This window comes from Nocardia sp. NPDC101769 (assembly GCF_044766925.1).
GTDB lineage: Bacteria > Actinomycetota > Actinomycetes > Mycobacteriales > Mycobacteriaceae > Nocardia.
This window is the reverse complement of record NZ_JBIWMX010000012.1, coordinates 1-25,710: the sequence shown is the minus strand read 5'-3', so window position 1 is coordinate 25,710 and position 25,710 is coordinate 1. Positions and strand designations below refer to the sequence as shown.

At 68.4% G+C, this 25,710-nt stretch carries 22 protein-coding genes; 10 read left to right on the top strand and 12 right to left on the bottom strand.

Features of this window, described 5'->3' with window-relative positions:
• Nucleotides 1-26 precede the first annotated feature (26 nt).
• Nucleotides 27-1,337, top strand: coding sequence for a nicotinate phosphoribosyltransferase (locus ACIRRA_RS19960; protein ID WP_402770360.1), 1,311 nt, complete (start codon nucleotides 27-29; stop codon nucleotides 1,335-1,337).
• Here the strand turns inward: ACIRRA_RS19960 and ACIRRA_RS19955 are convergent.
• Nucleotides 1,267-1,518: a hypothetical protein gene (locus ACIRRA_RS19955; RefSeq protein WP_402769912.1), complete on the bottom strand. Its 252-nt coding sequence runs from the start codon at nucleotides 1,516-1,518 to the stop codon at nucleotides 1,267-1,269. The genes ACIRRA_RS19960 and ACIRRA_RS19955 overlap by 71 nt on opposite strands.
• Nucleotides 1,519-1,659: 141 nt before the next feature.
• Here ACIRRA_RS19955 and ACIRRA_RS19950 point away from each other — a divergent pair, with 141 nt between their 5' ends.
• Both ACIRRA_RS19950 and ACIRRA_RS19945 read left to right on the top strand, forming a co-directional pair.
• Nucleotides 1,660-2,229: an isochorismatase family protein gene (locus ACIRRA_RS19950; protein ID WP_402769910.1), complete on the top strand. Its 570-nt coding sequence runs from the start codon at nucleotides 1,660-1,662 to the stop codon at nucleotides 2,227-2,229.
• 104 nt (nucleotides 2,230-2,333) lie between these two features.
• On the top strand, nucleotides 2,334-4,385 hold the full coding sequence (locus tag ACIRRA_RS19945) for an ATP-dependent DNA helicase (protein ID WP_402769907.1): 2,052 nt from the start codon (nucleotides 2,334-2,336) through the stop codon (nucleotides 4,383-4,385).
• A 159-nt stretch (nucleotides 4,386-4,544) separates the two neighbouring features.
• Here the strand turns inward: ACIRRA_RS19945 and ACIRRA_RS19940 are convergent, their stop codons facing one another.
• Together ACIRRA_RS19940 and ACIRRA_RS19935 are read right to left on the bottom strand one after the other, a co-directional pair.
• Nucleotides 4,545-5,063, bottom strand: coding sequence for a DoxX family protein (locus tag ACIRRA_RS19940; protein ID WP_402769904.1), 519 nt, complete (start codon nucleotides 5,061-5,063; stop codon nucleotides 4,545-4,547).
• A gap of 160 nt (nucleotides 5,064-5,223) precedes the next feature.
• A complete protein-coding gene (locus ACIRRA_RS19935; protein ID WP_402769902.1) occupies nucleotides 5,224-6,585 on the bottom strand; it encodes an NCS2 family permease in 1,362 nt (453 codons plus the stop codon).
• Between the two features lie 270 nt (nucleotides 6,586-6,855).
• Between ACIRRA_RS19935 and ACIRRA_RS19930 the strand changes: the two genes are divergently transcribed.
• On the top strand, nucleotides 6,856-8,910 hold the full coding sequence (locus tag ACIRRA_RS19930) for an AMP-binding protein (RefSeq protein ID WP_402769900.1): 2,055 nt from the start codon (nucleotides 6,856-6,858) through the stop codon (nucleotides 8,908-8,910).
• A gap of 3 nt (nucleotides 8,911-8,913) precedes the next feature.
• Here ACIRRA_RS19930 and glgP read toward each other — a convergent pair whose 3' ends face one another.
• Nucleotides 8,914-11,481 (bottom strand): alpha-glucan family phosphorylase, encoded by a 2,568-nt coding sequence (gene glgP / locus ACIRRA_RS19925; RefSeq protein ID WP_402769897.1) that lies wholly within the window; start codon nucleotides 11,479-11,481, stop codon nucleotides 8,914-8,916.
• A 219-nt stretch (nucleotides 11,482-11,700) separates the two neighbouring features.
• On the opposite strand from glgP, the gene ACIRRA_RS19920 reads away from it, so the two are divergent.
• Genes ACIRRA_RS19920 through glgB form a run of 3 tightly spaced genes read left to right on the top strand, consistent with a single transcriptional unit; the run spans nucleotide 11,701 to nucleotide 16,554 of the window.
• A complete protein-coding gene (locus tag ACIRRA_RS19920) occupies nucleotides 11,701-12,360 on the top strand; it encodes a PaaI family thioesterase (RefSeq protein WP_402769894.1) in 660 nt (219 codons plus the stop codon).
• A gap of 22 nt (nucleotides 12,361-12,382) precedes the next feature.
• Nucleotides 12,383-14,386 carry a maltotransferase domain-containing protein gene (locus ACIRRA_RS19915; RefSeq protein WP_402769891.1) on the top strand — a complete coding sequence of 668 codons (2,004 nt, stop codon included), beginning with the start codon at nucleotides 12,383-12,385 and terminating at the stop codon, nucleotides 14,384-14,386.
• Nucleotides 14,383-16,554: a 1,4-alpha-glucan branching protein GlgB gene (gene glgB / locus ACIRRA_RS19910; RefSeq protein WP_402769889.1), complete on the top strand. Its 2,172-nt coding sequence runs from the start codon at nucleotides 14,383-14,385 to the stop codon at nucleotides 16,552-16,554. The genes ACIRRA_RS19915 and glgB overlap by 4 nt, the downstream gene beginning before the upstream one ends.
• A gap of 56 nt (nucleotides 16,555-16,610) precedes the next feature.
• Here the strand turns inward: glgB and ACIRRA_RS19905 are convergent, their stop codons facing one another.
• Nucleotides 16,611-17,231: a TIGR03086 family metal-binding protein gene (locus ACIRRA_RS19905; protein ID WP_402769886.1), complete on the bottom strand. Its 621-nt coding sequence runs from the start codon at nucleotides 17,229-17,231 to the stop codon at nucleotides 16,611-16,613.
• A 119-nt stretch (nucleotides 17,232-17,350) separates the two neighbouring features.
• On the opposite strand from ACIRRA_RS19905, the gene ACIRRA_RS19900 reads away from it, so the two are divergent.
• A complete protein-coding gene (locus ACIRRA_RS19900; RefSeq protein ID WP_402769883.1) occupies nucleotides 17,351-18,712 on the top strand; it encodes a TrpB-like pyridoxal phosphate-dependent enzyme in 1,362 nt (453 codons plus the stop codon).
• Nucleotides 18,713-18,784: 72 nt separating this feature from the next.
• Here the strand turns inward: ACIRRA_RS19900 and ACIRRA_RS19895 are convergent, their stop codons facing one another.
• The 3 genes from ACIRRA_RS19895 to ACIRRA_RS19885 form a co-directional block, all read right to left on the bottom strand.
• Nucleotides 18,785-19,645 (bottom strand): tetratricopeptide repeat protein, encoded by an 861-nt coding sequence (locus ACIRRA_RS19895; RefSeq protein ID WP_402770358.1) that lies wholly within the window; start codon nucleotides 19,643-19,645, stop codon nucleotides 18,785-18,787.
• 52 nt (nucleotides 19,646-19,697) lie between these two features.
• Entirely contained in the window at nucleotides 19,698-20,069 is a 372-nt protein-coding gene (locus ACIRRA_RS19890) for a DUF3817 domain-containing protein (RefSeq protein WP_379387895.1), read from the bottom strand.
• 138 nt (nucleotides 20,070-20,207) lie between these two features.
• Nucleotides 20,208-21,392, bottom strand: a complete 1,185-nt coding sequence (locus ACIRRA_RS19885; protein WP_402769880.1) for an acetyl-CoA C-acetyltransferase — start codon at nucleotides 21,390-21,392, stop codon at nucleotides 20,208-20,210.
• A gap of 113 nt (nucleotides 21,393-21,505) precedes the next feature.
• Here ACIRRA_RS19885 and mce point away from each other — a divergent pair, with 113 nt between their 5' ends.
• Together mce and ACIRRA_RS19875 are read left to right on the top strand one after the other, a co-directional pair.
• Nucleotides 21,506-21,976, top strand: coding sequence for a methylmalonyl-CoA epimerase (mce, locus tag ACIRRA_RS19880; RefSeq protein WP_402769877.1), 471 nt, complete (start codon nucleotides 21,506-21,508; stop codon nucleotides 21,974-21,976).
• 86 nt (nucleotides 21,977-22,062) lie between these two features.
• Nucleotides 22,063-23,034, top strand: coding sequence for a hypothetical protein (locus ACIRRA_RS19875; protein WP_379387898.1), 972 nt, complete (start codon nucleotides 22,063-22,065; stop codon nucleotides 23,032-23,034).
• 125 nt (nucleotides 23,035-23,159) lie between these two features.
• Here the strand turns inward: ACIRRA_RS19875 and ACIRRA_RS19870 are convergent, their stop codons facing one another.
• The 4 genes from ACIRRA_RS19870 to ACIRRA_RS19855 all read right to left on the bottom strand — a co-directional run bounded on the left by ACIRRA_RS19870 (nucleotide 23,160) and on the right by ACIRRA_RS19855 (nucleotide 25,489).
• Nucleotides 23,160-23,627, bottom strand: a complete 468-nt coding sequence (locus tag ACIRRA_RS19870) for a hypothetical protein (protein WP_402769874.1) — start codon at nucleotides 23,625-23,627, stop codon at nucleotides 23,160-23,162.
• 110 nt (nucleotides 23,628-23,737) lie between these two features.
• Nucleotides 23,738-24,043, bottom strand: coding sequence for an ATP/GTP-binding protein (locus tag ACIRRA_RS19865; protein ID WP_402769872.1), 306 nt, complete (start codon nucleotides 24,041-24,043; stop codon nucleotides 23,738-23,740).
• Between the two features lie 10 nt (nucleotides 24,044-24,053).
• Nucleotides 24,054-24,731 carry an endonuclease NucS gene (nucS, locus tag ACIRRA_RS19860; RefSeq protein ID WP_357001757.1) on the bottom strand — a complete coding sequence of 226 codons (678 nt, stop codon included), beginning with the start codon at nucleotides 24,729-24,731 and terminating at the stop codon, nucleotides 24,054-24,056.
• Between the two features lie 23 nt (nucleotides 24,732-24,754).
• Nucleotides 24,755-25,489, bottom strand: coding sequence for a rhomboid-like protein (locus ACIRRA_RS19855; RefSeq protein ID WP_402769869.1), 735 nt, complete (start codon nucleotides 25,487-25,489; stop codon nucleotides 24,755-24,757).
• Nucleotides 25,490-25,710: the final 221 nt, after the last annotated feature.

Sequence of the window (25,710 nt, the reverse complement as noted above, 5' to 3'; positions counted from 1 at the left end):
TCGATGTGCTTAGAGTGGTTTCCGTGATGATCGCGGACGGACTGACCAGTACGGCCCTGCTGACCGACCAGTACGAACTCACCATGCTGGCGGCGGCGCTGGCCGACGGTTCGGCCCAGCGGCAGTGCACCTTCGAAGTATTCGCCCGAAGGTTGCCAAACGGCCGGCGCTACGGCGTGGTCGCGGGGACCGGGCGGTTGCTGGCGGCCTTGGGCGAATATCGTTTCGGCGAGCCCGAACTCGCGGTCGCCGAACGCTTCCTGGACAGCCGCACGCTGGAGTGGCTGCGCGACTACCGCTTCCGCGGCGAGATCGACGGCTATCGCGAGGGCGAGCTCTACTTCCCCGGCTCCCCGATCGTCACCGTGCGCGGCACCTTCGCCGAATGTGTGCTGCTGGAAACCCTCATCCTGTCCATCTACAACCATGACAGCGCCATCGCCGCCGCGGCCGCCCGTATGGTGAGCGCCGCCGGCGGCCGCCGCATGATCGAAATGGGTTCGCGGCGAACACACGAACTCGCAGCCCCCGCCAGCGCCCGCGCCGCCTACCTGGCCGGCTTCGACGCCACCTCCAACCTGGAGGCGGCCCGCAGCTTCGGCGTCCCCAGCGCCGGCACCAGCGCACACGCCTTCACGCTGCTGCACAGCGGCGCGGACGGCGCGCACGAGGCGGCGGCCTTCCGCAGCCAGGTCGAGGCGCTGGGCGTGGGCACCACGCTGCTCGTCGACACCTTCGACATCACCCGCGGGGTAGCCACCGCCATCGACGTGGCCGGGCCCGAATTGGGCGGCGTGCGTATCGATTCCGGCGATCTGGGTGTGCTGGCCCGGCAGGTGCGTGAGCAGCTCGACGCACTGGGCGCGGTGCGCACCCGCATCGTGGTGTCCGGCGACCTGGACGAATACGCCATCGCCGCGCTGCGCGCCGAACCGGTTGACGTCTACGGCGTCGGCACGTCACTGGTCACCGGCTCCGGCGCGCCTACCGCGGGCATGGTCTACAAGCTGGTCGAGGTGGAGGGCATCCCGGTGGCGAAACGCAGCTCCCACAAGGAGTCTCGCGGCGGCACCAAGCGCGCGGTCCGGCTGGCGCGGCGCACCGGCACCATCGTCGAGGAAATCGTCTACCCCGCTGCCGCGGCCCGCCCGGACCCGGACGGCTTCGACATCCGCGACATCCAGGTCCCGCTGGTCCGCGACGGCGAGGTGCTGACCGACCAGCCCACCCTGGTACAGAGCCGGGAACTGGTGGCCAAGAGCCTGATCAGCCTTCCCTGGGAGGGCCTGAAGCTGTCGGCGGGCGAACCCGCGATTCCGACGACGTTCCTGAGCTGACCCGCCACCACAGGCCCGCCGCGATCACCGCGGCGGGCGCGACGAACAGGGCCGTGCGCACCAGCGCGCTCAGCAGATCGTCGGCCGCGAACGCGATCTCGTGCCACGCCAGATTCGCCACCACACTGGCGATCTCGAACGCCACGAAGAAACGCAGGGCCATCAGCGCGGCACTCTTCATAATTTCCCCCGGTATGTCTTTCGTCTCTTCCCGCGATGCAGCGACCGATGTCGCCGTGGACCGGCCGGGCGCCGGGCGGCACAATGCAATACGAGCGGCGCGCCGTCGTGGTTCAGCCGCCGATTTCCAGGAGGTCCGCTCATGAGCCGAGCCCTGATCGTCGTCGACGTGCAGAACGATTTCTGTGAAGGCGGATCACTGGCCGTCGCGGGCGGCGCGGCCGTGGCCGAGCGCATCACCGAATACCTGGGCGTCTCCGACTACACCGCCATCGTCGCCACCCGCGACTTCCACATCGACCCGGGCGCGCACTTCTCCGAGCAACCCGACTACGTCGACACCTGGCCCCCGCACTGCCGTGTCGGCACCCCCGGCGCCGACTTCCATCCCAGCCTGGATACCGGGCCGATCCAGGAGATCTTCTCCAAAGGCGCGTACACCGCGGCCTATTCGGGCTTCGAAGGCACCGCCGCCGACGGCTCGACCACCCTCGCCGACTGGCTGCGCGCCCACGCCATCGACGCCGTCGACGTCTGCGGCATCGCCACCGACCACTGCGTCCGCGCCACCGCCCTGGATGCCCGCGCCGCCGGCTTCGACACCCGGGTCCTCCTCGGCCTCACCGCCGCCGTCTCACCCGCAACCCTGGCCACCGTCCTGGACAAACTCCGCGCCTCCGGAGTCGAACTGGCCGGAACACTGGAGAACTGACTCACGACCCGGGCGAGTGCCCTGATCGGCGGAAATCGGTCCTGGCGGGCAGCCCGGAGAGGTTTGCGCGAGGGTTGTCGGGGCGGCGCAGTAATCTGGCCGCCGTGCCTGAACTGCCTCCCGTTCCGAAGCTGTTGGCCACCGCTGTGCAGGCGTTGGGGGGTAGGGAGCGCAAGGGGCAGCAGACGATGTCGGCGGCTGTCGCGCACGCCATCGACACCGGGGAGCATCTGGCGGTGCAGGCCGGGACGGGGACGGGTAAGTCGCTGGCGTATCTGGTGCCGAGTCTGCGCCACGCGGTGCGGACCGGGCGGACCGTGGTGGTCTCGACCGCGACCATCGCGCTGCAGCGGCAGCTGGTGGACCGGGATCTGCCGCGGCTGGCCGACGCGCTGGCGACACCGCTGGGCCGCGTGCCGCAGTTCGCGATTCTCAAGGGGCGCAACAACTATCTGTGCCTGAACAAGATCAACAGCGCGATTCCGGAGGAGCCGGAGGCCGAACTCTTCGACGCCTTCGCCATTTCCAAGCTGGGCCGGGAGGTGCAGCGGCTGAACGAGTGGGTCTCCGACACCGAGACCGGCGACCGCGACGAGCTCGCCCCCGGCGTCAGCGATCGGGCCTGGCGGCAGGTCAGCGTGAGTTCCCGGGAATGCCTGGGCAAGTCGCGCTGCCCGTTCGGGCAGGACTGCTTCGCCGAGAAGGCGCGCGCCGAATCCGGGCAGGCCGATGTGGTGGTCACCAACCACGCGCTGCTGGCCATCGACGCCATCAGCGGCATCCAGGTGCTGCCCGAACACGATGTGGTGGTGGTCGACGAGGCGCACGAGCTGGTGGACCGGGTGACCGGCGTGGCCACCGCTGAACTGTCCACCTCGGCCATCAGCGCCGCCGCCAAGCGGTGTTCGAAACTCATCGACGAGCAGGAGGTGGACCGGCTCGAGGGCGCGGCCGAGGCCTGGCACGAGCTGCTCGACGACCTGCAGCCCGGACGCTGGGACCGGATGCCGGACGGCGCGGCCCCCGTGCTCGCGCTCATCCGCGACGCGGCCTGGAACGCCCGCACCGCCCTGGCCCCGCAGGGCGGAAGTTCCGCCACCGGCGACCCGGAATCGGCGGCGGCCCGCAATCAGGCGCTGGCGGCCGTCGAGGAGGTGCACGACGCGGCGGTGCGGGTGCTGACCGCCTTCGAGGAGTCCGATCCCGCCGCGCATCGCGATGTCATCTGGCTGGCGTCGGAGGATGTGCGCGGAATCGCGCGCCGCACGCTGCACATGGCACCGCTGTCGGTGGGCGGGCTGCTGCGCAGCCGCCTGTTCGGTACGGCCACCGTGGTTCTCACCTCGGCGACGCTGCAGATCGGCGGCTCGTTCGACAATCTGGCGGTGACCTGGGGCCTGCCGCCGCAGTCCTCGGCGACCGTGGACCCGGCCCTGGCCACCGGCACCGAGGCCCCGTCGGACGAGAAGGCGCTGCGCTGGAATTCGGTCGACGTGGGTTCGCCCTTCGACCACGCCAAGTCCGGAATCCTGTATGTGGCAAAGCATCTGCCCGCACCGGGCCGGGACGGGCTGCCGCAGTCGTATCTGGACGAGATAGAACGCCTCATCCGCGCGGCGGGCGGGCGCACCCTCGGGCTGTTCTCGTCCATGCGAGCGGCCAAGGCGGCCACCGAAATTCTGCGGGAGCGTCTCGACACCCCCATCCTGTGCCAGGGTGACGACGCCACCGGCGCCCTTGTCCGGAAATTCGCCGAGGACCCGGAAATCTCGCTCTTCGGGACACTTTCACTGTGGCAGGGCGTGGATGTTCCCGGTCCGTCGCTGAGTCTGGTGATCCTGGACCGGATTCCGTTCCCGCGCCCGGACGATCCGCTCCTGGTGGCACGTCAGCGCGCGGTGGAATCGCGAGGTGGCAATGGATTCCTGTCGGTCGCGGCCAATCATGCGGCGCTGCTGCTGGCGCAGGGAACGGGCCGTTTGCTGCGCAGTGTGGACGATCGCGGCGTTATCGCAATTCTGGATTCGAGACTGGCCACGGCGCGCTATGGCGGTTATCTCCGAGCATCATTACCACCATATTGGGAAACATCCGATCCCCAAGTTGTGACAAAAGCTCTCGAAAGACTGACAAATAGTGTCGCGCAAATGAAATGACCTTGTGAGAACAGTCACAAGGGTGGTTCCTACTTCCGATCAGAAGTAAATTAGCTTTCGATACTCCGGTGAACCCCCCAATTCCCACATCGGACGTGTCCGTCGTCCCCGCGCCAAGCCCTGCACGCGGCGCGGGGACACCGAGACTTTCTTCCCGGCCTACTTCACCGCGAGGGTGATGAGCGCGGCCACCACGCCCAGCGCGACCGCCCCGGCGCCCCAGACCAGACCCTGGCGCTGCCACGGGCGACCGGAGTCCAGCGACACCCGGCCCGGCCCCGCGAAGGCGAAGGCGGCGGCCGCCACGGCGTACACCGCCGGCAGCTCCCACATCGCGAATCCGCCACTCCAGGTGACGTGCACGGCATTGATCATGGTGCCCAGCGCGATGGCGCCGGCCAGCGGCGTCAGCAGGCCCAGCATCAGCAGCAGCCCACCGGTGAGCTCGCTCAGGCCGGCCAGGGTGGCGAAGAACTTGCCCGGGTCGTAGCCCATGCCCTTGAAGCCCTGCGCGGTCGCGTCCAGGCCGTAGCCGTCGAACCAGCCGAACAGCTTCTGGGCGCCGTGCACGGCCAGTCCGCCGCCGAAGCCCAGCCGGGCGACCAGCAGGCCGATATCGGTGCCACTGAGGCCGTTCGAGGCGGTGGCTCGGGCGGCGGCATTCACGGTTGCGGTCATGTCGGGTCCTCATCTCTCGGTCTGTACGGCTCGGCGGCGATCCTATCCGGACCATGGTCCGTTTTGTAGCCTACAGCAGGTCCCCAACGAGACCGGGCGCGAGGCTGTTCCGCCTCGCGCCCGGGAAAGGGATTTCAGGGCCGACCCCTGAGAGCCGGCCCTACTTGGCCAGGTACCAGAAGTAGTAGAGGAACACGGCCATCAGCGCCCACATGACCGGATGCACCTCGCGCGCACGCTTCTTGGCCACCATGACGATCGGGTAGAACAGCAGGCCCATGGCGATGCCGTTCGCGATCGAGTAGGTCAGCGGCATCATGATCACGGTGATGAACGCCGGGACCGCGTATTCCAGCCTGTTCCACTCGATTTCACCCAGCGCCCGGGACATGAGCACGCCGACCACGATGAGCGCGGGCGCGGTCACGGCCGACACATCGGCGAAGGTGGCGAAGATCGGGAAGAAGAACAGGGCGATCAGGAACCAGCCGGCCGTGGTGACCGCGGTGAGGCCGGTGCGGCCGCCCGCCGAAACACCCGCGGTGGATTCGACATACGCGGTGGTCGAGGAGGTGCCGATGATCGCGCCTGCGGCGGTGCCGACCGAGTCGGCGGCCAGCGCCTGGCCCGCGCGGTCCAGCTTGCCGTCCTTGGTCAGCAGCCCGGCCTGGTTGGCGACGCCGATCAAGGTGCCGGAGGCGTCGAAGAAGTCGACGAACAGCATGGTCAGCACGACGACCACCATTTTCCCGGTGAAGGCGTCGGGCAGGTGGATGATGGCCTGGCCGAACGTCTGATCCAGCCCGTGCGGCATGGCGGCGACCGAATTCGGCAGCTGCACCAGACCGGTGACGATGCCGAGCACGGTGGTGCAGAGGATGCCGTAGAGCACCGCGCCGTGCCAGCCGAGCGTCAGGAAGACGACGGTCACGACCAGGCCGAAGAGCGCCAGCAGGGTGGTGCCGTGGTGGAAGTTGCCCAGGTGCACGAGCGTGGCCGGGTCGGAGGTGACGATGCCCGCGCTCTTGAGGCCCAGGAAGGCCACGAACAGGCCGATGCCCGCGCCGACCGCGAGCTTCATCTGCATGGGGATGGCTTCGATGATCTTCTCGCGCACCTTGGTGACGGCGAGGACGAAGAACACGACGCCGGAGATGAGGGTGCCCGAAAGCGCCTGCTGCCACGGGATTCCCATGTGCAGGACGACCGTGTAGGCGAAGAAGGCGTTGAGGCCCATGCCCGGTGCGAGCGCGACCGGGTACTTGGCCCACAGGCCCATGACCAGGGTGCCGAAGATGGCGGCGACGGCGGTCGCCGTGAAGACGGCCTGGAACGGCATGCCCTTGTCGCCGAGGTCACCGTGGTCGCCCAGGATCCGCGGGTTGACCGCGAGCACATACGACATGGCCAGGAACGTGATGGTTCCCGCCATGACCTCGCGCTTGAAGGTGGAACCGTGTTCGCTGATGCCGAAGTACGCGTCGACGCGCCCCTTGGTGCGTGTGAGGACGTCGGTGGTCATGTGGGGTGTCTCCAGTCGGCGGGAGGGTAGAAGGCTGCCGTGGGCACGGTACTGGTCCGGTTGGCACGATCTGTCACTGGGCTCGCGAATTGTGGGCAATCCCACCTGCCTGATCGCTGTTTTCCCGATGCCGCCAGCGCAATTGATCGGCTATTCAAATAACTACCGGCCGGTAATTCAAGAGTCTTGACCCCTATTGCCTGGAACGTTACAAATACGTATTCCGCCGGAGGTGTTCAGGGGAACCGGCCAGGCAGAAGTAGTACGCCAGTGGTAACCGATGTCATCGACGCGGTCGCGAACTTTGCGATCGACCGCCAAGCGATCTGGGATGTCCTGGTCGACCCGCAGACCTACCCCCGGCTATTTCCTGGAATCGGCGCGTGCGAACAACTCGACACCGTCGATGTGCATCCGACGCTGAATATGCGCGTCGGGGGCAATGGCATCGAAATCCTGGTGCTGCGAGTACAACTGCACATCACCCGCACCGGCGAGAGCTTCGAGCTGCACTGCCCCGAACAGGGCAGCTTCGCGACCGTGCGCCTGCGCGGCGACACGCGGCACACCCGGATCTACGTCACCTACTTCAAGGCCGGGCTGGTGCATCCGCTGCCCGCGCAGCTGCCGAACTCGGCGGTGGTGGCCTGGACGCTGGCCGGGCTGAGGCGGGTGGGCGACCTGGTCCAGGGCGCGCCGTCCTCGCTCATCGTCAATGGCGAGGATTCGCGGATGCGGCTGCAGGCCGGGGTGGTCAAGCGGATGGTGGCCTCCGGCGTGGTGCGCACCTACCGGCCGGATGTGGGTCTGCGGCAGATCGGCGGACTGGCCAGGTGGGGCTTCAGCCTGGCCGGTGGCTACGCGGCGGGGGCCGCGCACTCGCCCCAGCGGCCGGCCGTCATCGACGACCGGTATTCCAGCACCTTCGACCAATTGCATGCGCGCAGCAGCGCTCTGGCGGGGGCCTTCGCCGCGCTGGGGTTCGGGCCCGGCACCGCGATCGGGCTGCTGTGCCGCAATCACACCGGCATGGTCGAGTGCATGGTGGCGGCGGGCAAGTCGGGAGCCGACGCGGTGCTGCTCAATACCGGGCTGCCCGCCCGGCAGGTCGAGGAGATCGTGGGGCGGCATCGGCTGTCGGCGCTGTTCGCGGACAGTGAATTCGAGCATCTGGTGCGGTATCTGCCCGCCGAGCTGCCGCGCTTCACCAGTGACGACGCGACACCGGATCCCGGGCGCACCACCATCGAGGAACTCATCGCCATGCGCCAGGAGCCGCCGCGCAAGCCGCCGCGGCCGGGCCGCCTGGTGGTGCTCACCTCAGGGACCAGCGGAACGCCGAAGGGCGCGCGGCGGCGGCATCCCAAGGGTTTCGGGACGGTGGCGGCGCTGCTGTCGCGAATTCCGTTCGGCACCAACGAGACCATGTTCATTCCGGCCCCGCTGTTCCACACCTGGGGGCTGGGTGCCCTGCAGATCTCCACGGCCGTCCGGGCGACGGTGCTGCTGGGTGACCGCTTCGACGCCGAGGACTGCCTGCGCCGCATCGCCGAGCACAAGGTGACGGCGTTGATCGTGGTGCCGATCATGGTGAACCGGATCCTGGATCTGCCCACGCATGTTCGCGCCCGCTACGACCTGTCCACCCTGCGCATCGTGGCGAGTTGCGGGGCGCCGCTGGCCGGTGCGACGGTGCTGGCGTTCCTCGACGCCTTCGGCGAGATCCTCTACAACGTGTACGGCTCCACCGAGGTGTCGTGGGCCTCCATCGCCGATCCGGCGGATCTGCGCATGTCCCCCACCACCGCGGGGCGGCCGCCACTGGGCACGAAACTCGCTGTGCTGGGCCCGGATCGGCGTCCGGTGCCGGTGGGGGCGACCGGGCGCATCTTCGTCGGCAATCACATGCTGTTCGACGGCTACACCGACGCCACCCCGCCCGACGAGGCCGACGGCATGCTCGACACCGGCGATATCGGCTACCTGGACGCCTCCGGCAAGCTGTTCGTGGCCGGCCGCGACGACGAGATGATCATCTCCGGCGGCGAGAACGTCTTCCCGCGCGCCGTCGAGGAGGCCCTCTCCCATCTGCCGCAGGTGAGCGAGGTCGCCGTGGTGGGCGTCCCGGATCACGAATTCGGCCAGCGCCTGGCCGCTTTCGTGGTCAAACGCCCCGGCTCGGGCCTCGACTCCGACATGGTCCGCAACTACATCCGCCACCGCGTCAGCCGCTTCTCCGTCCCCCGCGACGTCACGTTCCTGGATGCGTTGCCCCGCAACCCCACCGGGAAGATTCTCAAACGCGCGCTGATCGCGCCCACCTGATCGTCAGGGGCTGGGCGTCGCGATCAGGCCGAGTTCGGCATCCGCGGCGAGGAGCGGGTGGTGCGGGAGGATGCGGATCGTGTATCCGACGGCGCCGGACAGCGGGACCGGCGCCTGGGTGGTGAAAATGTCGGCGCCGGAATCGGTTCCGGCGTGGCGCATGGGGAAGGTGTGGACGTGGGTCAGGTCGTCGGTGGGTGAAACCCGGCCGAGCACGGCCTGCACGCTGACGTCGGCGGGGGTGAGGCCGCCGAGGTCGATGCGGGCGCGCAGGTCCAGGTCCGAGCCGATGACCGGGGTGTCGGGCAGGCCGGAGCTGTCCACCTGCAGGACTTTCACTGTGGGCCAGGCGGATTCGACGCGGCGGCGGTACACCGACAGGTCCTGCGCGCCCTTGAAGTCGTCGGCGGACACCGCTTCATAGGCCGCGGCGGCGGGCGCGTAGTAGTCGACGGCGTAGTCGCGAACCATGCGGGAGGCCAGCACCTTCGGGCCCAGCGTTCGCAGGGTGTGGCGGACCATTTCCATCCAGCGGGCCGGCACGTCGTCGTGGTCGCGGTCGTAGAAGCGCGGCAGCACAGCGCGTTCCAGCAGGTCGTAGAGGGCCGAGGCCTCCAGGTCGTCGCGGCGATGCTCGTCGCCGACGCCGTCTGCGGTGGGAATGGACCAGCCGTTCTCGCCGTCGTACATCTCGTCCCACCAGCCGTCGCGCACGGACAGGTTGAGGCCGCCGTTGAGGGCCGACTTCATCCCGGAGGTACCGCAGGCCTCGAGCGGGCGCAGCGGGTTGTTGAGCCAGACGTCGCAGCCCCAGTACAGGTAGCGGGCCATGGACATGTCGTAGTCGGGCAGGAAGACGATGCGGTGGCGCACGGCCGGATCGTCGGCGAAGCGGACCACCTGCTGGATGAGCGCCTTGCCGCCCTCATCGGCCGGATGGGATTTGCCGGCGACCACCAGCTGCACCGGGTGCTCCGGGTCGAGCAGCATGGCGCGCAGGCGTTCCGGGTCGCGCAGCATGAGGGTGAGGCGCTTGTAGGTGGGGACCCGCCGGGCGAAGCCGACGGTCAGCACGCCCGGGTCGAAAACCTCGTCGATCCAGCCGAGTTCGGCGCTGGCGGCGCCGCGTTCGAGCCACGAGTCGCGCAGCCGGCGGCGCACCTCGTCGACCAGGATGCCGCGCAGGGCATTCCGGGTGGACCACAGTTCACGCAGGTCCACATCGCACAGCCGCTCCCAGCCGCGGGCCTCCTCGACCAGTTCGGCGCCGATGAGTTCGCGGGCCTTGTCGATCCATTCGCGCGCGGCCCAGGTGGGGGCGTGCACGCCATTGGTGACCGAGCCGATCGGGACTTCGCTCGCGTCGAAACCCGGCCACAGCGGCGCGAACATGGCGCGGCTGACCTCACCGTGCAGCTTCGACACGCCGTTGGCACGCTGGGCCAGACGCAGGCCGAGGTGGGCCATGTTGAACACCGACGGATCGGCCTCGCGCCCCATGGCCAGGATGCGGTCCACCGAAACGCCCGGCAGCACCGGTGATTCCCGCTCGCCGTGCGCGCCGCCGAAGTACCGGCGCACCAGGGCGCCGGCGAAGCGGTCGATGCCCGCGGGGACCGGGGTGTGGGTGGTGAAGACCGTCCCGGCGCGGACCGCGGTCAGCGCGGAGTCGAAATCCATTCCGGCGGCCATGAATTCGCGAATGCGCTCGATGCCGAGGAATCCGGCGTGGCCCTCGTTCATGTGGAAGACGTCGGGATCGGGCAGGCCGTTGGCGCGGGTGTAGGCGCGCACCGCCCGGACGCCGCCGATGCCGGCCAGGATCTCCTGCTTGATGCGGTGGTCCTGATCGCCGCCGTAGAGCCGGTCGGTGACGGCCCGAAGTTCGGGGTCGTTGTCGGCGATATCGGAGTCCAAGAGCAGCAGGGGAATCCGGCCCACCTGGGCGATCCACACCCGGGCCCGGAGCACCCGCCCCTCGGGCATGGCCACGTGCACGAGCACCGGCGCGCCCCCGTCGGTGAGCAGCCGCAGCGGCAGCCCCATCGGGTCCAGGGCCGGATAACGTTCGGCCTGCCAGCCGTCGGCGGTCAGCGACTGCCGGAAATAGCCGGAGCGGTACAGCAGTCCGACGCCGATGAGCGGCAGGCCCAGATCCGACGCGGCCTTGAGATGGTCGCCCGCCAGAATCCCGAGCCCGCCCGAATAGTTGGGCAGCACCTCGGTGACGCCGAACTCCATGGAGAAGTACGCGATCCCGCGCGGCCCGCGCCGCTGCTTCTGGAACCAGCGGGGGCGGTCCAGATAGTCCTGCAGATCGGCCGCCGCGGCATCGACCCGCCGCACATAGCCGTCGTCTCCGGCCAGCTCGTCGAGCCGGGCCGCGGGCACCTCCCCCAGCATCCGGACCGGATCGTGCCCGACCTCCACCCACAGGCGGGGATCCAGCTCCGCGAACACATCCTGGGTGGGCCCATGCCACGACCAGCGCAAATTGGTCGCCAGCTCGGTCAATGCGGACAACCGCTCTGGCAGATGGGCTCGAACGGTGAATCGACGCAATGCCTTCACGGTGCCTATTCTGCCCTCCGCTTCGCTCCGGGCGGGTTCGCGGCCCCCAGGTCTCGATTCTTCCCTCCTCCGCTCCTCCGCTTCGCTCCCCCGCTCCAAGCGCGGGGAGGCGGAGCGCAGTCCAGAATCGAGACGGCCGCGAACCTTTGGGTGCGTCTGATACTGGTCAGGGCATCCCCCGCGCGGAGCATCCTGTCGGCAACCGATAACGTGTTTCAGATGAGCGAGCAGCAGATCGAGGCGGTCGAGGGACAGCCCACCCAGGAGCATCACGAGGGCGGGTTCCGGCCGATCCGAGAACTGGGCCGCGACAACACCAAGGGCGGGGTGCACTACGGGGAGTTCATCGACCAGGTGCGCGGGCTGATGGACCGGGTGCGGCTGGCCGACCCGTCCGACGCGCTGGCGCTGGATGTGATCGCCACTCTGCAGGAGCTCAACGACAAGCTCGACGCGGCGGTCGTCGACGAATGGGACGCGCCGCCGTGGCATCGCAACGACCTGCCCGCGCGCGGCAACATCACGCTGCCGCCGTTCGAGGTCGACGCGGCGGGCAAGGACGGGGTGCGGGCGCGCATCACCTTCCGTACCTTCCACCTGGGCGGCAACGGTGCCGCCCATGGCGGCCACATCGCCCTCGGCTTCGACGACCTGCTCGGCATGACGGCGGCGCTGTACACCAGGCAGGCCACCCGCACCGCCTTCCTGCACGTCGACTACCGGTCCATCACGCCGCTGAACACCGAACTGGTGCTGCGTGGCTGGGTGGAGCGGCAGGAGGGCCGCAAGGTGTTCGTGCGCGCCACCCTGCACGACGGCGACCGGCTCTGCGCCGAGGCCCACGGCCTGTTCGTGCTCCTCAAGCCGGGCCAGCAGTAGCCACTCCGGTAAGTTCGAGGGCGTGACCGGCCGCATCGCCATCGATGACACCGCCCCCGTGATTCCCGGCGGCCGGCCGTCCAAGGCCGTGGTCGGCGAGGTCGTCCCCGTACGAGCGGTGGTCTGGCGCGAGGGTCACGAGGCGGTCGCCGCCACGCTGGCGGTGCAGGCCCCGGGTTCGGCGCGCACGCAGCGCATTCGCATGAGCCCGGAGTACGAGCCGGATGTTTTCAACGCGGTGTTCACCCCGACCATGCCCGGCCGCTGGACCTTTCGGATCGAAGGCTGGAGCGATCCCCTCGCCACCTGGCGGTCCGGGGTGGAGGCCAAACTCGCCGTCGGGCAGAGCGCCGTCGATCTGGCCAATGATCTGGAGACCGGGGCCCGGCTGCTGGAGCGGTCCGCCCTCGCGGTGCCGAAGCGGCAGTGGGAGATCCTGCGCGCCGCAGCCGCCGCGCTGCGCAGCGACGCGCAACTGCCGGCCCGGGTCGCCGCGGCCTTCGGCGCCGAGGTCGGCGAGATCCTGCGGGCAACGCCGTTGCGGGAGTTCGTGACTCACGGACCGTTGCACACCGTGCAGGTGGAGCGGCAGCGGGCGCTGGTCGGGGCCTGGTACGAATTCTTCCCGCGGTCGACCGGCGGCTGGGACGCCGAGGGCCGGCCCGTGCACGGCACCTTCGCCACCGCCGCCAAGGATCTGCCCCGCATCGCCGCCATGGGCTTCGACGTGGTGTATCTGCCGCCGATCCACCCCATCGGCACGGTGAATCGCAAGGGGCCCAACAACTCCCTGACCGCCGGGCCCGCGGATGTCGGCTCGCCGTGGGCCATCGGCTCGGCGGAGGGCGGGCACGACGCCATCCACCCACTGCTGGGCACCGAGGCCGACTTCCTCGACTTCGTTGCGGCCGCACGGGAATTGGGCATGGAGGTGGCGCTGGACCTGGCGCTGCAGTGTGCGCCCGACCATCCGTGGGTGGCGGCGCATCCGGAGTGGTTCACCACGCTGCCCGACGGCACCATCGCGTACGCGGAGAATCCGCCGAAGAAGTACCAGGACATCTATCCGCTCAATTTCGACGATGAGCCCGACGGGCTCTACGCCGAGGTACTGCGGGTAGTGCGGCATTGGATCGGCCTGGGCGTCACCGTGTTCCGGGTCGACAATCCGCACACCAAACCGGCGGACTTCTGGGAATGGCTGATCGCCGAGGTGCACCGGAAGAATCCGGAGATCATCTTCCTGTCGGAGGCGTTCACCCGCCCCGCGCGCATGTACGGCCTGGCGCGGCGGGGATTCAGCCAGTCCTACACGTACTTCACCTGGCGCACACACAAACACGACCTCGAGGAGTTCGCCCGGGAATTGGCCGCCAAGGCCGATGAGGCCCGGGCCAACCTGTTCGTGAACACCCCCGACATCCTGCACGAGAGCCTGCAGCACGGCGGGCCCGGCATGTTCGCGATTCGCGCGGTGCTGGCGGCGACGCTCGGGGCCACCTGGGGCGTGTATTCGGGCTTCGAGCTGTACGAGCACCAGGCGGTGCAGCCGGGCAGCGAGGAGTACCTGGATTCCGAGAAATACCAGCTGCGGCCACGCCGTTTCGCCGAGGCGGCCGCGCGCGGGGAATCCCTGGAGCCGTGGCTGACCCGGCTCAACGAGATCCGGCGCGCGCATCCCGCGCTGCAGCAGGTGCGCTGCATCCACTTCCATTACGTGGACAACGATGCGCTGCTGGCGTTCTCGAAGTTCGACCCCACCACCGGCGACGCCGTGCTGGTGGTGGTGAACCTGAACCCGTTCGGCGCCGAGCACGGCATGGTCTCGCTCGACCTGCCCGCCATCGGCCGCGAATGGCACGACCGGCCGACGGTGTACGACGAGGTCACCGGCGAGGAATACCACTGGGGCCAGAGCAATTACGTGCGGCTGGACCCGGCCCGGGCGGCGGCCCACATTCTCGCGCTGCCGCCGGTTCCGGCCGCCGCGCGCACCGAGCTCGCCCATCGCCGATCGTTCCGATGAATCGGCGCGACCTCCTGCTGCTGGCGGCGGGCACGCATCCCGATCCGCACACGGTGCTGGGGGCGCACCCGCATCCCGACGGGACCGTCATCCGGGTGCTGCGGCCGCACGCGGAGACGGTCGCGGCCCGGATCGGCGGCGTGGATCATCCACTGGCACACCGCGAGCACGGCGTGTTCGAGGCCGTGGTGCCGTTCCCGCAGCTGTGGGACTACCGCCTGGTCACCTCCTATCCGGGCGGGCGCACGGTGGTGGACGCGGATGGGTACCGCTTCCTGCCCACTCTCGGCGACGTCGATCTGCACCTGCTCGGTGAGGGCCGGCACGAACGGCTCTGGGAGGTGCTGGGCGCGCACCCGAAGCGCTACCCCACCCTCGACGGCGAGGTGTCCGGCACGGCTTTCGCGGTGTGGGCCCCCAATGCGCGGGGCGTAGCGGTGATCGGGGATTTCGACGGGTGGAGCGGAAACACCGCCCCCATGCGGAAACTCGGCGATTCCGGAGTATGGGAGCTGTTCCTGCCCGGCATCGAGGCGGGGGCGCTGTACAAGTACCGCGTGCACGGGGCGGACGGACGCACCGTCGACCACGCCGATCCGATGGCCTACGCCACCGAGGTCCCGCCCGCGACCGCTTCGATCGTCACCGCGAGCGAATTCGCCTGGGGCGATACCGAATGGCTGCGGGCACGGGCCCGCACCGATCCGCTGCGCGCGCCGATCAGCGTCTACGAGGTGCATCTGGGTTCATGGCGGCCGGGGCTCGGGTATCGCGAGATCGCCGAGCAGCTGGCGGAATACGTTCTCGCCCAGGGCTTCACGCATGTCGAGCTGCTGCCGGTGGCAGAGCATCCCTTCGGCGGCTCCTGGGGCTACCAGGTCACCTCCTATTACGCGCCGACCGCCCGCTTCGGCTCCCCCGACGACTTCCGGTTCCTGGTGGATCACCTGCACCGCACGGGAATCGGCGTCATCCTCGACTGGGTGCCCGCGCACTTCCCGCGGGACGAGTGGGCGCTGGCCAGATTCGACGGCACCGCCCTCTACGAGCACGCAGATCCGCGCCGCGGCGAGCAACTCGACTGGGGCACCTATGTTTTCAACTTCGGCCGCCACGAGATCCGCAACTTTCTGGTCGCCAACGCGCTGTACTGGATCGAGGAGTTCCACATCGACGGCCTGCGCGTGGACGCCGTGGCCTCGATGCTCTACCTGGACTACTCCCGCCCCGACTGGGAGCCGAACATCCACGGCGGCCGCGAGAATCTGGAGGCCGTCGCCTTCCTGCAGGAAATGAACGCGACCGTGCACAAGCACCATCCGGGCGTGCTGACCGTGGCCGAGGAGTCCACCTCCTGGCCGGGGGTCACCCGCGCCACCGAGGTCGGCGGCCTGGGCTTCACCATGAAATGGAATATGGGCTGGATGCACGACACGCTCGGGTATCTCGCCCACGATCCGGTGTACCGGGCCTGGCACCACAATGAGGTCACCTTCTCGCTGACCTACGCCTGGAGCGAGAACTATGTGCTGCCCATCAGCCATGACGAGGTGGTTCACGGCAAGGGGACGCTGTGGACCCGCATGCCGGGCGATGATTTCGCCAGGGCGAGTGGGGTCCGCGCGCTGCTGGCCTACATGTGGGCGCATCCGGGCAAACAGCTGTTGTTCATGGGACAGGAATTCGGTCAGTTCCGGGAGTGGGACCACGATCGCGGACTGGATTGGCACGAGCTGGAAAACCCACTGCACCAGGGCGTTCAACGGCTGGTCGGGGACCTCAACCGGTTGTATTCTGCCAATCCCGCACTGTGGAGCCAAGATACGTCGCCGGGCGGCTACTCCTGGATCGAGGCCGACGACCGCGACAACAATGTGCTGTCGTTCCTGCGCTACGGCACCGACGGATCCATTCTCGCCTGCGTCTACAACTTCTCGGGCCGTCAGCTCAGCGGCTATCGCATCGGATTGCCCGGGCCCGAACCGGATTCGTGGTACGAGGTGCTGAACACCGATGCCATCGGCTACGGCGGCAGCGGCACGGGCAATGCCGACGCGATCGCCGCCGAGCCCGTGCCCTGGCACGGCCGCCCGGTGTCGGCCGCCCTGACTCTCGCACCGAACAGCGCCCTCTGGTTGTCGAAGACGCCACCGGCCGGCACCGGGTAGAGTGCCCGGTTCCTCACCGGGTGGGAGTGGGGAACACGTGTGGGAGAGCTCCCCGATCACTCCGGCCAGCCGGGCGAGCGCCCCAGCACGGCCAGGATCCGATCCAGCCCGGACGCCTCCAGCGCGGTCACCTCGGGCGCGAACGATGCGCCGGGCCGCTCCCGATGCGGACCGCGCGGCACCGCCTCGGCCACCGGCAGCCCCGCACCGAGAAGATCCGCGTCGAATTCCACGGTCTTCCCGAGCGCCCGCGCCACATCCCAGGCGTGCACGATGTAGTCGATGAAGTGAAAGCTGATGGCCAGCGGCGCGGGAATCACGATGCCGTCGCGCACCTCCGGCAGCGGGAACTGCCGTTCCAGGACGCCGGGCCCGGCGAAGGTGGTCAGCACGTGCTCGGCCGCCGCCCGGTATTCACCGACCGGATCGTCGCCGAGCGGCTGTGGCTTCCACAGCGCGAGATCGCTCTCGCCGCGGGCGGCGGCCGCGAAGCCGTAGTGCTGAACGATCATGTGCTCCAGCAGGTCTCGCAGTGTCCAGCCCGCGCAGGGCGTGGGCGCGTCCAGGTCGGCGATGGCCAGGCCCGCCACCACCTCGATGCTGGTGCGTACCGCGCGGGCGTCCAGCGCGAGCAGTTCGGTTCCCGAGGCCAGCAATTCTTCGTACGTGCTTATCATAAGCACTAGCTTACTAAATTTCGAGCGACCGCGACAGTGACAATCCGGCGAATTCCACACCAGGGGGTCCGCTGCGGGAGCAGTCTGGACAGACAGCTGTTTCGAGCCGGGAGGGTCTTGTGGACGAGCGCACCAAGATCACACTGGACGAATCCGAGATACCGAGGCGTTGGTACAACGTCATCCCGGACCTGCCCGCACCACCGCCGCCCCCGCTGCGTCCTGGCACCGGACAGCCGGTCGGGCCCGAGGATCTGGCCCCGCTGTTCCCGATGGAGCTCATCCGGCAGGAGGTGAGCGGCGACCGCTACCTCGACATTCCGGACGAGGTCATCGACGTCTACCGGCTCTGGCGGCCGACGCCGCTGTTCCGGGCGCGACGGCTGGAGAGGGCGCTCGGCACCCCGGCCCGAATCTTCTACAAGTACGAGGGCGTCTCCCCCGCCGGCTCACACAAACCGAATACCGCTGTGCCGCAGGCGTTCTACAACGCCGCCGAGGGCACCCGGCGGCTGACCACCGAGACCGGCGCGGGCCAGTGGGGCAGCGCGCTCGCCTTCGCCTGCGCGCAGTACGGCATCGACTGCGAGGTGTGGATGGTGCGCGCCTCCTACGACCAGAAACCGCACCGGCGCACGCTCATGCAGACCTGGGGCGCGACCGTGCACGCCAGCCCCTCGCCGATCACCGCCGCGGGCGCGAAAATCCTTGTCGACCATCCGGATTCACCCGGCAGCCTGGGCATCGCCATCAGCGAGGCGGTGGAGGTGGCCGCGGCCGATCCGACAACCCGCTACGCGCTGGGCAGCGTGCTCAATCATGTACTGCTGCACCAGACCGTCATCGGGGAGGAGGCGCTGAAACAGTTCGCCGCGGCGGGTGAACGCCTGCCCGATCTGATCGTCGGCTGCACCGGCGGCGGCTCCAACTTCGCGGGACTGTTCTTGCCCTTCCTGCGCGAAAAGCTCGCGGGCCGATACGATCCGGTGATCCGGGCCGTCGAGCCCGCCGCGTGCCCGTCGTTCACGCGCGGCATCTACGCCTACGACTTCGGCGACACCGCCGGCTTCACCCCGCTGATGAAGATGCACACCCTGGGTCACGACTTCATCCCCGATCCGGTGCACGCGGGCGGCCTGCGATACCACGGCATGTCGCCGCTGCTGTCGCACATGTACGAGCTCGGATTGTTCGAGGCGGTGGCGAAGCAGCAGCGCGAATGCTTCGCCGCGGCGGTCACTTTCGCGAAGGCCGAAGGCATACTCCCGGCCCCCGAGCCCTCCCACGCCCTGGCCGCCGTCATCGAAGAGGCCAAGCGCTGTACCGAATCAGGTGAAGAGAAGGTCCTGCTGACCGCCCTGTGCGGCCACGGCCACTTCGACATGACCGCCTACGAGCGCTATCTCGCAGGCGAAATCCCCGACTTCGAACTCCCTCAGCCCCGTATCGACGCCGCCCTCGCCGGCCTCCCCACGGTCTGAACACGATCAGGGAGCTCTCACTACGGGATTTCGACCGAATCCCCGCGGTGAGAGCTCCCTGATCTTCAGTCGTCAGTAGAGGGCGGCGGCGAGCTTGCGGCGAGCGGCGACCACGATGGGTTCGGCGGGGTCGAAGAGTTCGAAGAGTTCGAGCAGGTGGGTGCGGGCCTTGGTGCGGTCGTCGCCGGCGGTGCGCTTGACCTGGGCGACGAGACGGTCGAAGGCGGCCTCCGGCTGCTGGTTGAACATCTCCAGGTCCGCGGCGGCGATGGCGGCGTCCAGATCGGCCGGGTCGGCGTCGGACTTGGCGACGGCGGCCGGGTCGAGATCCTGTACGCGGGAAAGGAATTGGACCTGACGCAGGGCGGCCTTCGCCTCGGCGTTGTTCGGCTCGGCGGCCAGGATGGCCTCGTACGCGGCGACCGCGTTGTCGAATTCGCCACGCTCCAAGGCCTCTTCGGCGGCGACGAAGCGGGGATCCTCGGGAGCCTCGGGCTCGGCGGCAGCGGTCTCCGCGCCGACGCCGGGGAGCTTGCCGCGCACGGCATCCACCACGGCGGCGATCCACTGGGTCACCTGCTCCTCGGGCTGGTTGCCGGTGAAGTCGGCGAGGGGCTGGCCCGCGGCCACGGCGACCACGGTCGGAATGCCCTGCACGCCGAAGGCCTGCGCGATGCGCATATTGGCCTCGGCCTCGACGGTGGCCAGATCCCAGTCACCGCCGCTCCGGCCGACCAGCTGCTCCAGCAGCTTCACCAGCTCGATGCTCCCGGGGCTGCGCTGCGAGTACAGCGCCACCACCACCGGCACCTGGGTGGAGCGCCGTAGCACTCGATCCTCGAAATTGGCCTCGGTGACGGCATGGTCACCCGGGACATCTCCCGCGGCGGCGGCCGGCTGCTTGAGAGCGGACAGATCCACCGCGCCCGACATGGCGGCGGCGGCGGAGGGACGGCGTGCAGGTCGAGTCACGACATCCAGTTTGTCACGAACGTGCGGCGGCGGGTGTCGCGGCTTGGCTCAGTTCACCCAGCTGACCGGAGTTGATCGCCCACCGCTCGAAGAACACGGACGTGAACGGGACCACAGACGACAGCAGCGCCAGACCCGTGGTCTTGCCCGGCCATTCGAACTCCCGCGACGCCAGCAGGCAGTTGATGGCGTAGGCCAGGAACACGATGCCGTGCAGCATGCCGAACACCATCACCGGCCACTTGATCGGCTGATCGGCGATCCCCAGCGCATCCGCACGCTTCAGGGCCGAGCCGATGAACAGCAGCACCCACGAGGGCACCTCGAGCAGGCCGAAGAAACGCACGCGCTTAGCGACCGTGGACAGGTCGAACAGATCACCCATGGCAACCATTCTGCCCGATACCTACGACACCCTGTAGTGGACCTGGTCACATCTGGGACGGGCGCGCTGGATTCCTGGTATGAGAACCGGAACAGCCCCGGCTCACGAGCCGGGGCTGTTCCCCATGAGCAGTTGCTCCTACTTCACGCGGACGATGAGGGCGTCGCCCTGGCCGCCGCCACCGCAGAGCGCGGCCGCGCCGACACCGCCGCCGCGGCGCTTCAGCTCGAGCGCCAGGTGCAGGACAATGCGGGCACCGGACATGCCGAGCGGGTGGCCGATGGAGATGGCGCCGCCATTGACGTTGACCTTCTCCGAGTCGATGCCGAGCTTGCGGGTGGAGGCGATGCCGACCGCCGCGAACGCCTCGTTGATCTCGACCAGATCCAGGTCGGCGGGCGAAATGCCTTCCTTGGCACAGGCTTTGGCGATGGCGTTGGCGGGCTGGTCCTGCAGGGTGGAGTCGGGGCCGGCCACGACGCCGGCCGCGCCGATCTCGGCGATCCAGCTCAGGCCCAGCTCCTCGGCCTTGGCCTTGGACATGACGACCACCGCGGCCGCGCCGTCGGAGATCTGGGAGGCGGAACCGGCGGTGATGGTGCCGTCCTTGCGGAAGGCCGGGCGCAGCCTGCCCAGCGACTCGGCCGTGGTGTCGGCGCGGATGCCCTCGTCCTCGGCGAACTGGATCGGGTCGCCCTTGCGCTGCGGGATCGAGACCGGGGTGACCTCGTCGGTGAAGACGCCGTTCTTCCAGGCGGCCGCGGCCTTCTGGTGCGAGGCGGCGGCGAAGGCGTCCTGCTCCTCGCGGCTGATGGCGTCGGCATCGTTGCGCTGCTCGGTGAGCGCGCCCATGGCCTGGTCGGTGAAGATGTCGTGCAGGCCGTCGTAGGCCATGCTGTCGCGCAGGTTGACGTCGCCGTACTTGTAGCCCTCGCGGCTCTTCTCCAGCAGGTGCGGGGCGTTGGTCATGGACTCCTGGCCGCCGGCCACCACGATCTCGTACTCGCCGGCCCGAATCAGCTGGTCCGCCAGCGCAATTGCATTGATACCGGACAAGCAGACCTTGTTGACGGTGAGCGCCGGGACATCCATCGGAATACCGGCCGCGACCGCCGCCTGCCGGGCCGGGATCTGGCCCGCGCCCGCGGTGAGCACCTGGCCCATGATCACGTAGTCGACCTGCTCGGGCGCCACCCCGCCCTTCTCCAGCGCCGCCTTGATGGCGAACCCGCCCAGGTCGGAGCCACTGAAGCCCTTCAGCGATCCGAGCAGCCGGCCCACCGGGGTGCGCGCGCCGGAGACGATGACGGAGGTGGTGGTCACGATGAGCCTCGCTTACGTCGTATGGTGACTGCTCCGCCAACCATCGGAGCCGTACTCAAAGGTAACGTGCGGCGCTCCGGCGTCCTTCCGAGGGGCGCGCTACCGTCACTGGTGTGAGCAACACAGAGAACACCGAATTCATCCCGTCGGAATACGTCACCGCCGTCGATCACGTCGGAATCGCTGTGCCAGATCTCGATTCGGCGGTGGCCTGGTACCGGGACAATCTCGGTATGGTCGAGACGCATCGCGAGATCAACGAGGCGCAGGGCGTGCACGAGGCCATGCTGTCCGTGCCCGGCACTCCGGCCGGATCGGTCGCTCTGCAGTTGCTGGCTCCGCTCAACGAGGAGTCGACGATCGCGAAATTCATCGACCGAAACGGGCCCGGCCTGCAGCAGCTCGCGTATCGTGTGACCGATGTCGAGGCTGTTTCCGCGCAGCTGCGTGACCGGGGCTTGCGTTTGCTGTACGCAGAGCCGCGGGGCGGCACCGCTGGTTCCCGCATCAATTTCATCCACCCCAAGGATGCTGGCGGTGTGCTGGTAGAACTCGTCGAACCGGCGGCGAAAACTACCCACTAGTACCGCGTTCCGCCCTACTAAAGAGGGCGTAACAACATTCGCGGTCGGGTCACCATCGGGTGTCGTCAGGCTGTAGTTTGTGGGTCATGTCGTCCACTGAGCCCGATCGTAATCGCTTCGTCGCGCTGCCCTTTACCGTTGTGCGGAAGGGCTATGACCGTGACGAGGTGCGTAACTACTTCGACCGTTTCGATGCCGAGCTGAGGGTCACCGCCACCGACCGCGATGCCGCCGCAGCCCAGGCCCGCAACCTGGCGGCCCAGCTCGAGGATGCCCGGGACGAGATCGACGAGCTCCGTAAGGAGGTCGACCGGCTCTCGGTGCCGCCGACCACCGCCGAAGGCATGTCCGATCGCATCTCCCGCATGCTGCGTCTGGCCTCGGATGAGGCCTCCGAGGTCCGCGCCCAGGCGCAGGCCGAGGCCGCCGAGATGATCTCGATTGCGGAGCAGCAGGCCACCGAAATGCGTGGGAAGTACGAATCGCTCCTCTCCGAGACCAAGGAGAAGCGCGAAGCGCTCGAAATCGAATTCGAGCAGACTCTCGCGAACGCCCGCTCCGAGTCCGCCAAGATCGTCGAAGCCGCCAATGCCGAGGCCGACCGCCTCACCAAGGAGTCCGAGGCCAAGCGCAAGGCCACCCAGCAGGACTTCGAGGTCACCATGGCGGAGCGGCGCACCAAGCTGACCCGCGCCATGGAGGAGCTGGAGGCCACCTCACGCGCCGAGGCCGCCCAGCGCATCAAGGATGCCACCGACGAGGCCAACCGCCTCATCACCTCGGCGACCAACACCGCGGATCGAAAGATCGCGCACGCCAAGGAACTTGCCGAGGAGATGCGTGTGCTCCGCGGCCGTGTCCTGGCTCAGCTGCTCGGCATCCGCGGCCAGCTCGACTCGGTCCCGGCCATGCTCGCCGCCGTCAACCGCGAGAGCGAACTGCTCGACGGCGCACCGGAACAGCGCTCCATCCAGAAGGGCGGCCGCAAGGCCATCGCTGACGCTCGCGAAGACGACGAGATCGTCGACGAGCGCGAGAACGCTGACGTCTCCAGCTGATTCACCGACCGGGCGACAACCCGCATCCGTTCGAAGGCCGCTTCCCCTCCGGGGGAGGCGGCCTTCCTTATGTGTATCGGCAGGTCATCCTCGCCTGCGCCCGAAACCGCTGTCGCAGTACGGGATCAGGACCCGGTGGTCGACTTGCACTGCATGGCCGCGCTGCCGGTGGTCGGACACGGCGTCGACGGCAGCACCGTGACATTCACGTCCCTGGCGATCGTGCTCAGGACCGATCCGGCCGGGTTGTACTGTGTCGCGACGATGTGATGCACGCCGAGGGTGGTGGGCAGGAAGGCAATCACGCTGCTGGTCTGCGAGACCCCGCCAACGGTGACGCAGGCACCGGTTGTTCCAGGGCTCCCGGGCAGAGCCTTCCCGTTGTCGGTGAAATGGACCGGCGGTGCAACGGGAGTGCTGGCCGGATTACATGTGATGTACGCGTCGATATTCCAGGTATCGACGTCTCCCACACCGGAAGTCGTGTGCACCGCCATGTCGGTGATATCAGCGGTGGCGAGGGGGCTGCCCGCCATACTGACGGCGACCGCCGCGAATGCGCCCAGCGCCAGGCCGATTCGACCAGAACTCATTCCGAACTCCTTGTAAAACGTTAGTACTTCAGTTCGGAAGAGTAGCCATCCGCACCGGCAGAACGCTGTCGTCGAGACCCCTCAGTTCCAGGGCCGATAGTTCCCGGGGCTCAGGACCAGCGGCGGGTGATGGTGCGGGTGTTGCGGCCCTTCCAGCAGCCGGTATGCCAGTGGCGGCGATCGTCCTCGCCTCCGTGGACCGCCCAGGCGACGATGTGCGGTGTGCCCGGCGGGATGACGTGGTCGCAGCCGGGGCAGCGGTAGGGCTTGGTGGCGCGGGTGCCGGGGACCGTGCGGACGACGAAGGCCTCATCGGTGCCGGGACCGTGCTCGGTGCGGCCGAAGACGTCGCCCAGGGGGCGCGGGTCCGAGTAGGACCGCGCCGAGTCCTTGGGGCGGGGTTTCCGGCGGGGCATGGTACGAAGGTTAGAACAGCCGGAATTCGTCGGAGTCCGTGCCGCGCAGGGCATCGTAATCCAGCGTGACGCAACGGATGCCGCGATCGGCGGCGAGAGTCTTGGCCTGCGGCTTGATCTGCTGGGCGGCGAAGACGCCGGCGACCGGGGCGAGCAGCGGATCGCGGTTGAGGAGTTCGAGGTAGCGGGTGAGCTGTTCGACGCCGTCGATCTCACCGCGGCGCTTGATCTCCACCGCCACCGTCGCACCGTCCGCGTCCCGGCACAGGATGTCGACCGGACCGATGGCGGTCATGTACTCGCGGCGGATCAAGGTATAACCGGCGCCGAGGGTTTCGATGTGCTCGGCCAGCAGCTCCTGCAGATGCGCCTCGACGCCGTCCTTCACCAGACCGGGATCCACGCCGAGCTCGTGCTTGGAATCGAGCTCGATGTCCTCGACCGTGATGCGGAGTTCCTCACCGGCCTTGTTGGCGACCACCCAGAGTTGGCTTGTCTCGGAATCGGTTTCCCGTTCCTCCAGCCAGCACGGCGGACTCATCCAGTTGAGAGGCTTGTAGGAGCCGCCATCGGAATGGACCAGCACCGAACCGTCGGCCTTCATCATGAGCAGACGACGGGCCATGGGCAGATGGGCGGTCAGACGACCAACGTAATCGACCTGGCAACGAGCAATCACAAGGCGCACCGGTCGAGTCTAGTGACCGGGCATCAGCCCAGCAGCATCAGGCAGGCAAAAACAGAACCGCCCGCCAGCAACAGGTATTCCGGCACATTCAACGGCCGCACCGCCCCGCCCTGCCGGCGGATCGTCAGCCGCCCGATGCCCAGACCCAGGCACAGCGCCAGGAAGTGACCCACATTGGTGAAGGTGTGCCAGAGCGCCACCCCGCCCAGCGCGAACGCCAGCCAGGTACTCGCCCACACCCACCGGCGATGCGGCGGCAGCACCGCAACCAGCGCACCCACCACGGCCATCGCGCCATAGCTGACGCCGACGTCCTCGGCCATGGCGATACTGCCCGGCACCAGCTGCGACTGCACCGCCACCCACAGGCCGACCGCCACCAGCACGGTCGCGCCGACATGGCCGACGAAGAAGGTGTGCACGAGCTTCACGGTCCCGAAGCGCCGCTCCGCCAAGGCGAGCAGGCAGGCCAGCATCGGCACGATCAGGAACACCGTCGCCGCGCCCTCACCCACCAGGAAGGCACTCGAGAACAGCGTGCCGAGGCGGCCCCTGGTCAGATTGTGCAGGTTCGTGCTGGCATGCAACACAATTCGCGACTCCCGCGGCGCGCTGACCATGGTCAGCGCCACGGCGCCCAGCAGCAGCACACCCACATAGCTGTAGGTGGCGGGCAGCCACAGAGCAGCCCACCGGAACCGGCGGGCCGTGTCGGCCGGCCGCTGTGGCGCGAGCTGGTGAATCATGCTGTCGATCATTGCCTCCCCGCCCCCATTGGAACTGCTTGTCCGCTGCGAGCTTCCTGTGTATCCATACCCTATCCATAGGGATCCGGGATACACGCACGGACCCCGGATACGCAGAAGGCCCCGACCAAATTGGTCGGGGCCTTCGCGAAGGATGTTCCGGCGGTGTCCTACTCTCCCACACCCTGTCGAGTGCAGTACCATCGGCGCAGGTGGCCTTAGCTTCCGGGTTC

What these genes read in the sequence shown, in the direction of transcription:
- ACIRRA_RS19940 (WP_402769904.1), bottom strand. Translation starts at nt 5,063, where the DNA reads ATGACCGCAACCGTGAATGCCGCCGCCCGAGCCACCGCCTCGAACGGC.
- ACIRRA_RS19955 (WP_402769912.1), bottom strand. Translation starts at nt 1,518, where the DNA reads ATGAAGAGTGCCGCGCTGATGGCCCTGCGTTTCTTCGTGGCGTTCGAG.
- ACIRRA_RS19895 (WP_402770358.1), bottom strand. Translation starts at nt 19,645, where the DNA reads ATGTCGGGCGCGGTGGATCTGTCCGCTCTCAAGCAGCCGGCCGCCGCC.
- ACIRRA_RS19950 (WP_402769910.1), top strand. Translation starts at nt 1,660, where the DNA reads ATGAGCCGAGCCCTGATCGTCGTCGACGTGCAGAACGATTTCTGTGAA.
- ACIRRA_RS19905 (WP_402769886.1), bottom strand. Translation starts at nt 17,231, where the DNA reads ATGATAAGCACGTACGAAGAATTGCTGGCCTCGGGAACCGAACTGCTC.
- ACIRRA_RS19920 (WP_402769894.1), top strand. Translation starts at nt 11,701, where the DNA reads ATGAGCGAGCAGCAGATCGAGGCGGTCGAGGGACAGCCCACCCAGGAG.
- ACIRRA_RS19935 (WP_402769902.1), bottom strand. Translation starts at nt 6,585, where the DNA reads ATGACCACCGACGTCCTCACACGCACCAAGGGGCGCGTCGACGCGTAC.
- ACIRRA_RS19865 (WP_402769872.1), bottom strand. Translation starts at nt 24,043, where the DNA reads ATGCCCCGCCGGAAACCCCGCCCCAAGGACTCGGCGCGGTCCTACTCG.
- ACIRRA_RS19890 (WP_379387895.1), bottom strand. Translation starts at nt 20,069, where the DNA reads ATGGGTGATCTGTTCGACCTGTCCACGGTCGCTAAGCGCGTGCGTTTC.
- ACIRRA_RS19960 (WP_402770360.1), top strand. Translation starts at nt 27, where the DNA reads ATGATCGCGGACGGACTGACCAGTACGGCCCTGCTGACCGACCAGTAC.
- glgB (WP_402769889.1), top strand. Translation starts at nt 14,383, where the DNA reads ATGAATCGGCGCGACCTCCTGCTGCTGGCGGCGGGCACGCATCCCGAT.
- ACIRRA_RS19870 (WP_402769874.1), bottom strand. Translation starts at nt 23,627, where the DNA reads ATGAGTTCTGGTCGAATCGGCCTGGCGCTGGGCGCATTCGCGGCGGTC.
- ACIRRA_RS19855 (WP_402769869.1), bottom strand. Translation starts at nt 25,489, where the DNA reads ATGATCGACAGCATGATTCACCAGCTCGCGCCACAGCGGCCGGCCGAC.
- ACIRRA_RS19875 (WP_379387898.1), top strand. Translation starts at nt 22,063, where the DNA reads ATGTCGTCCACTGAGCCCGATCGTAATCGCTTCGTCGCGCTGCCCTTT.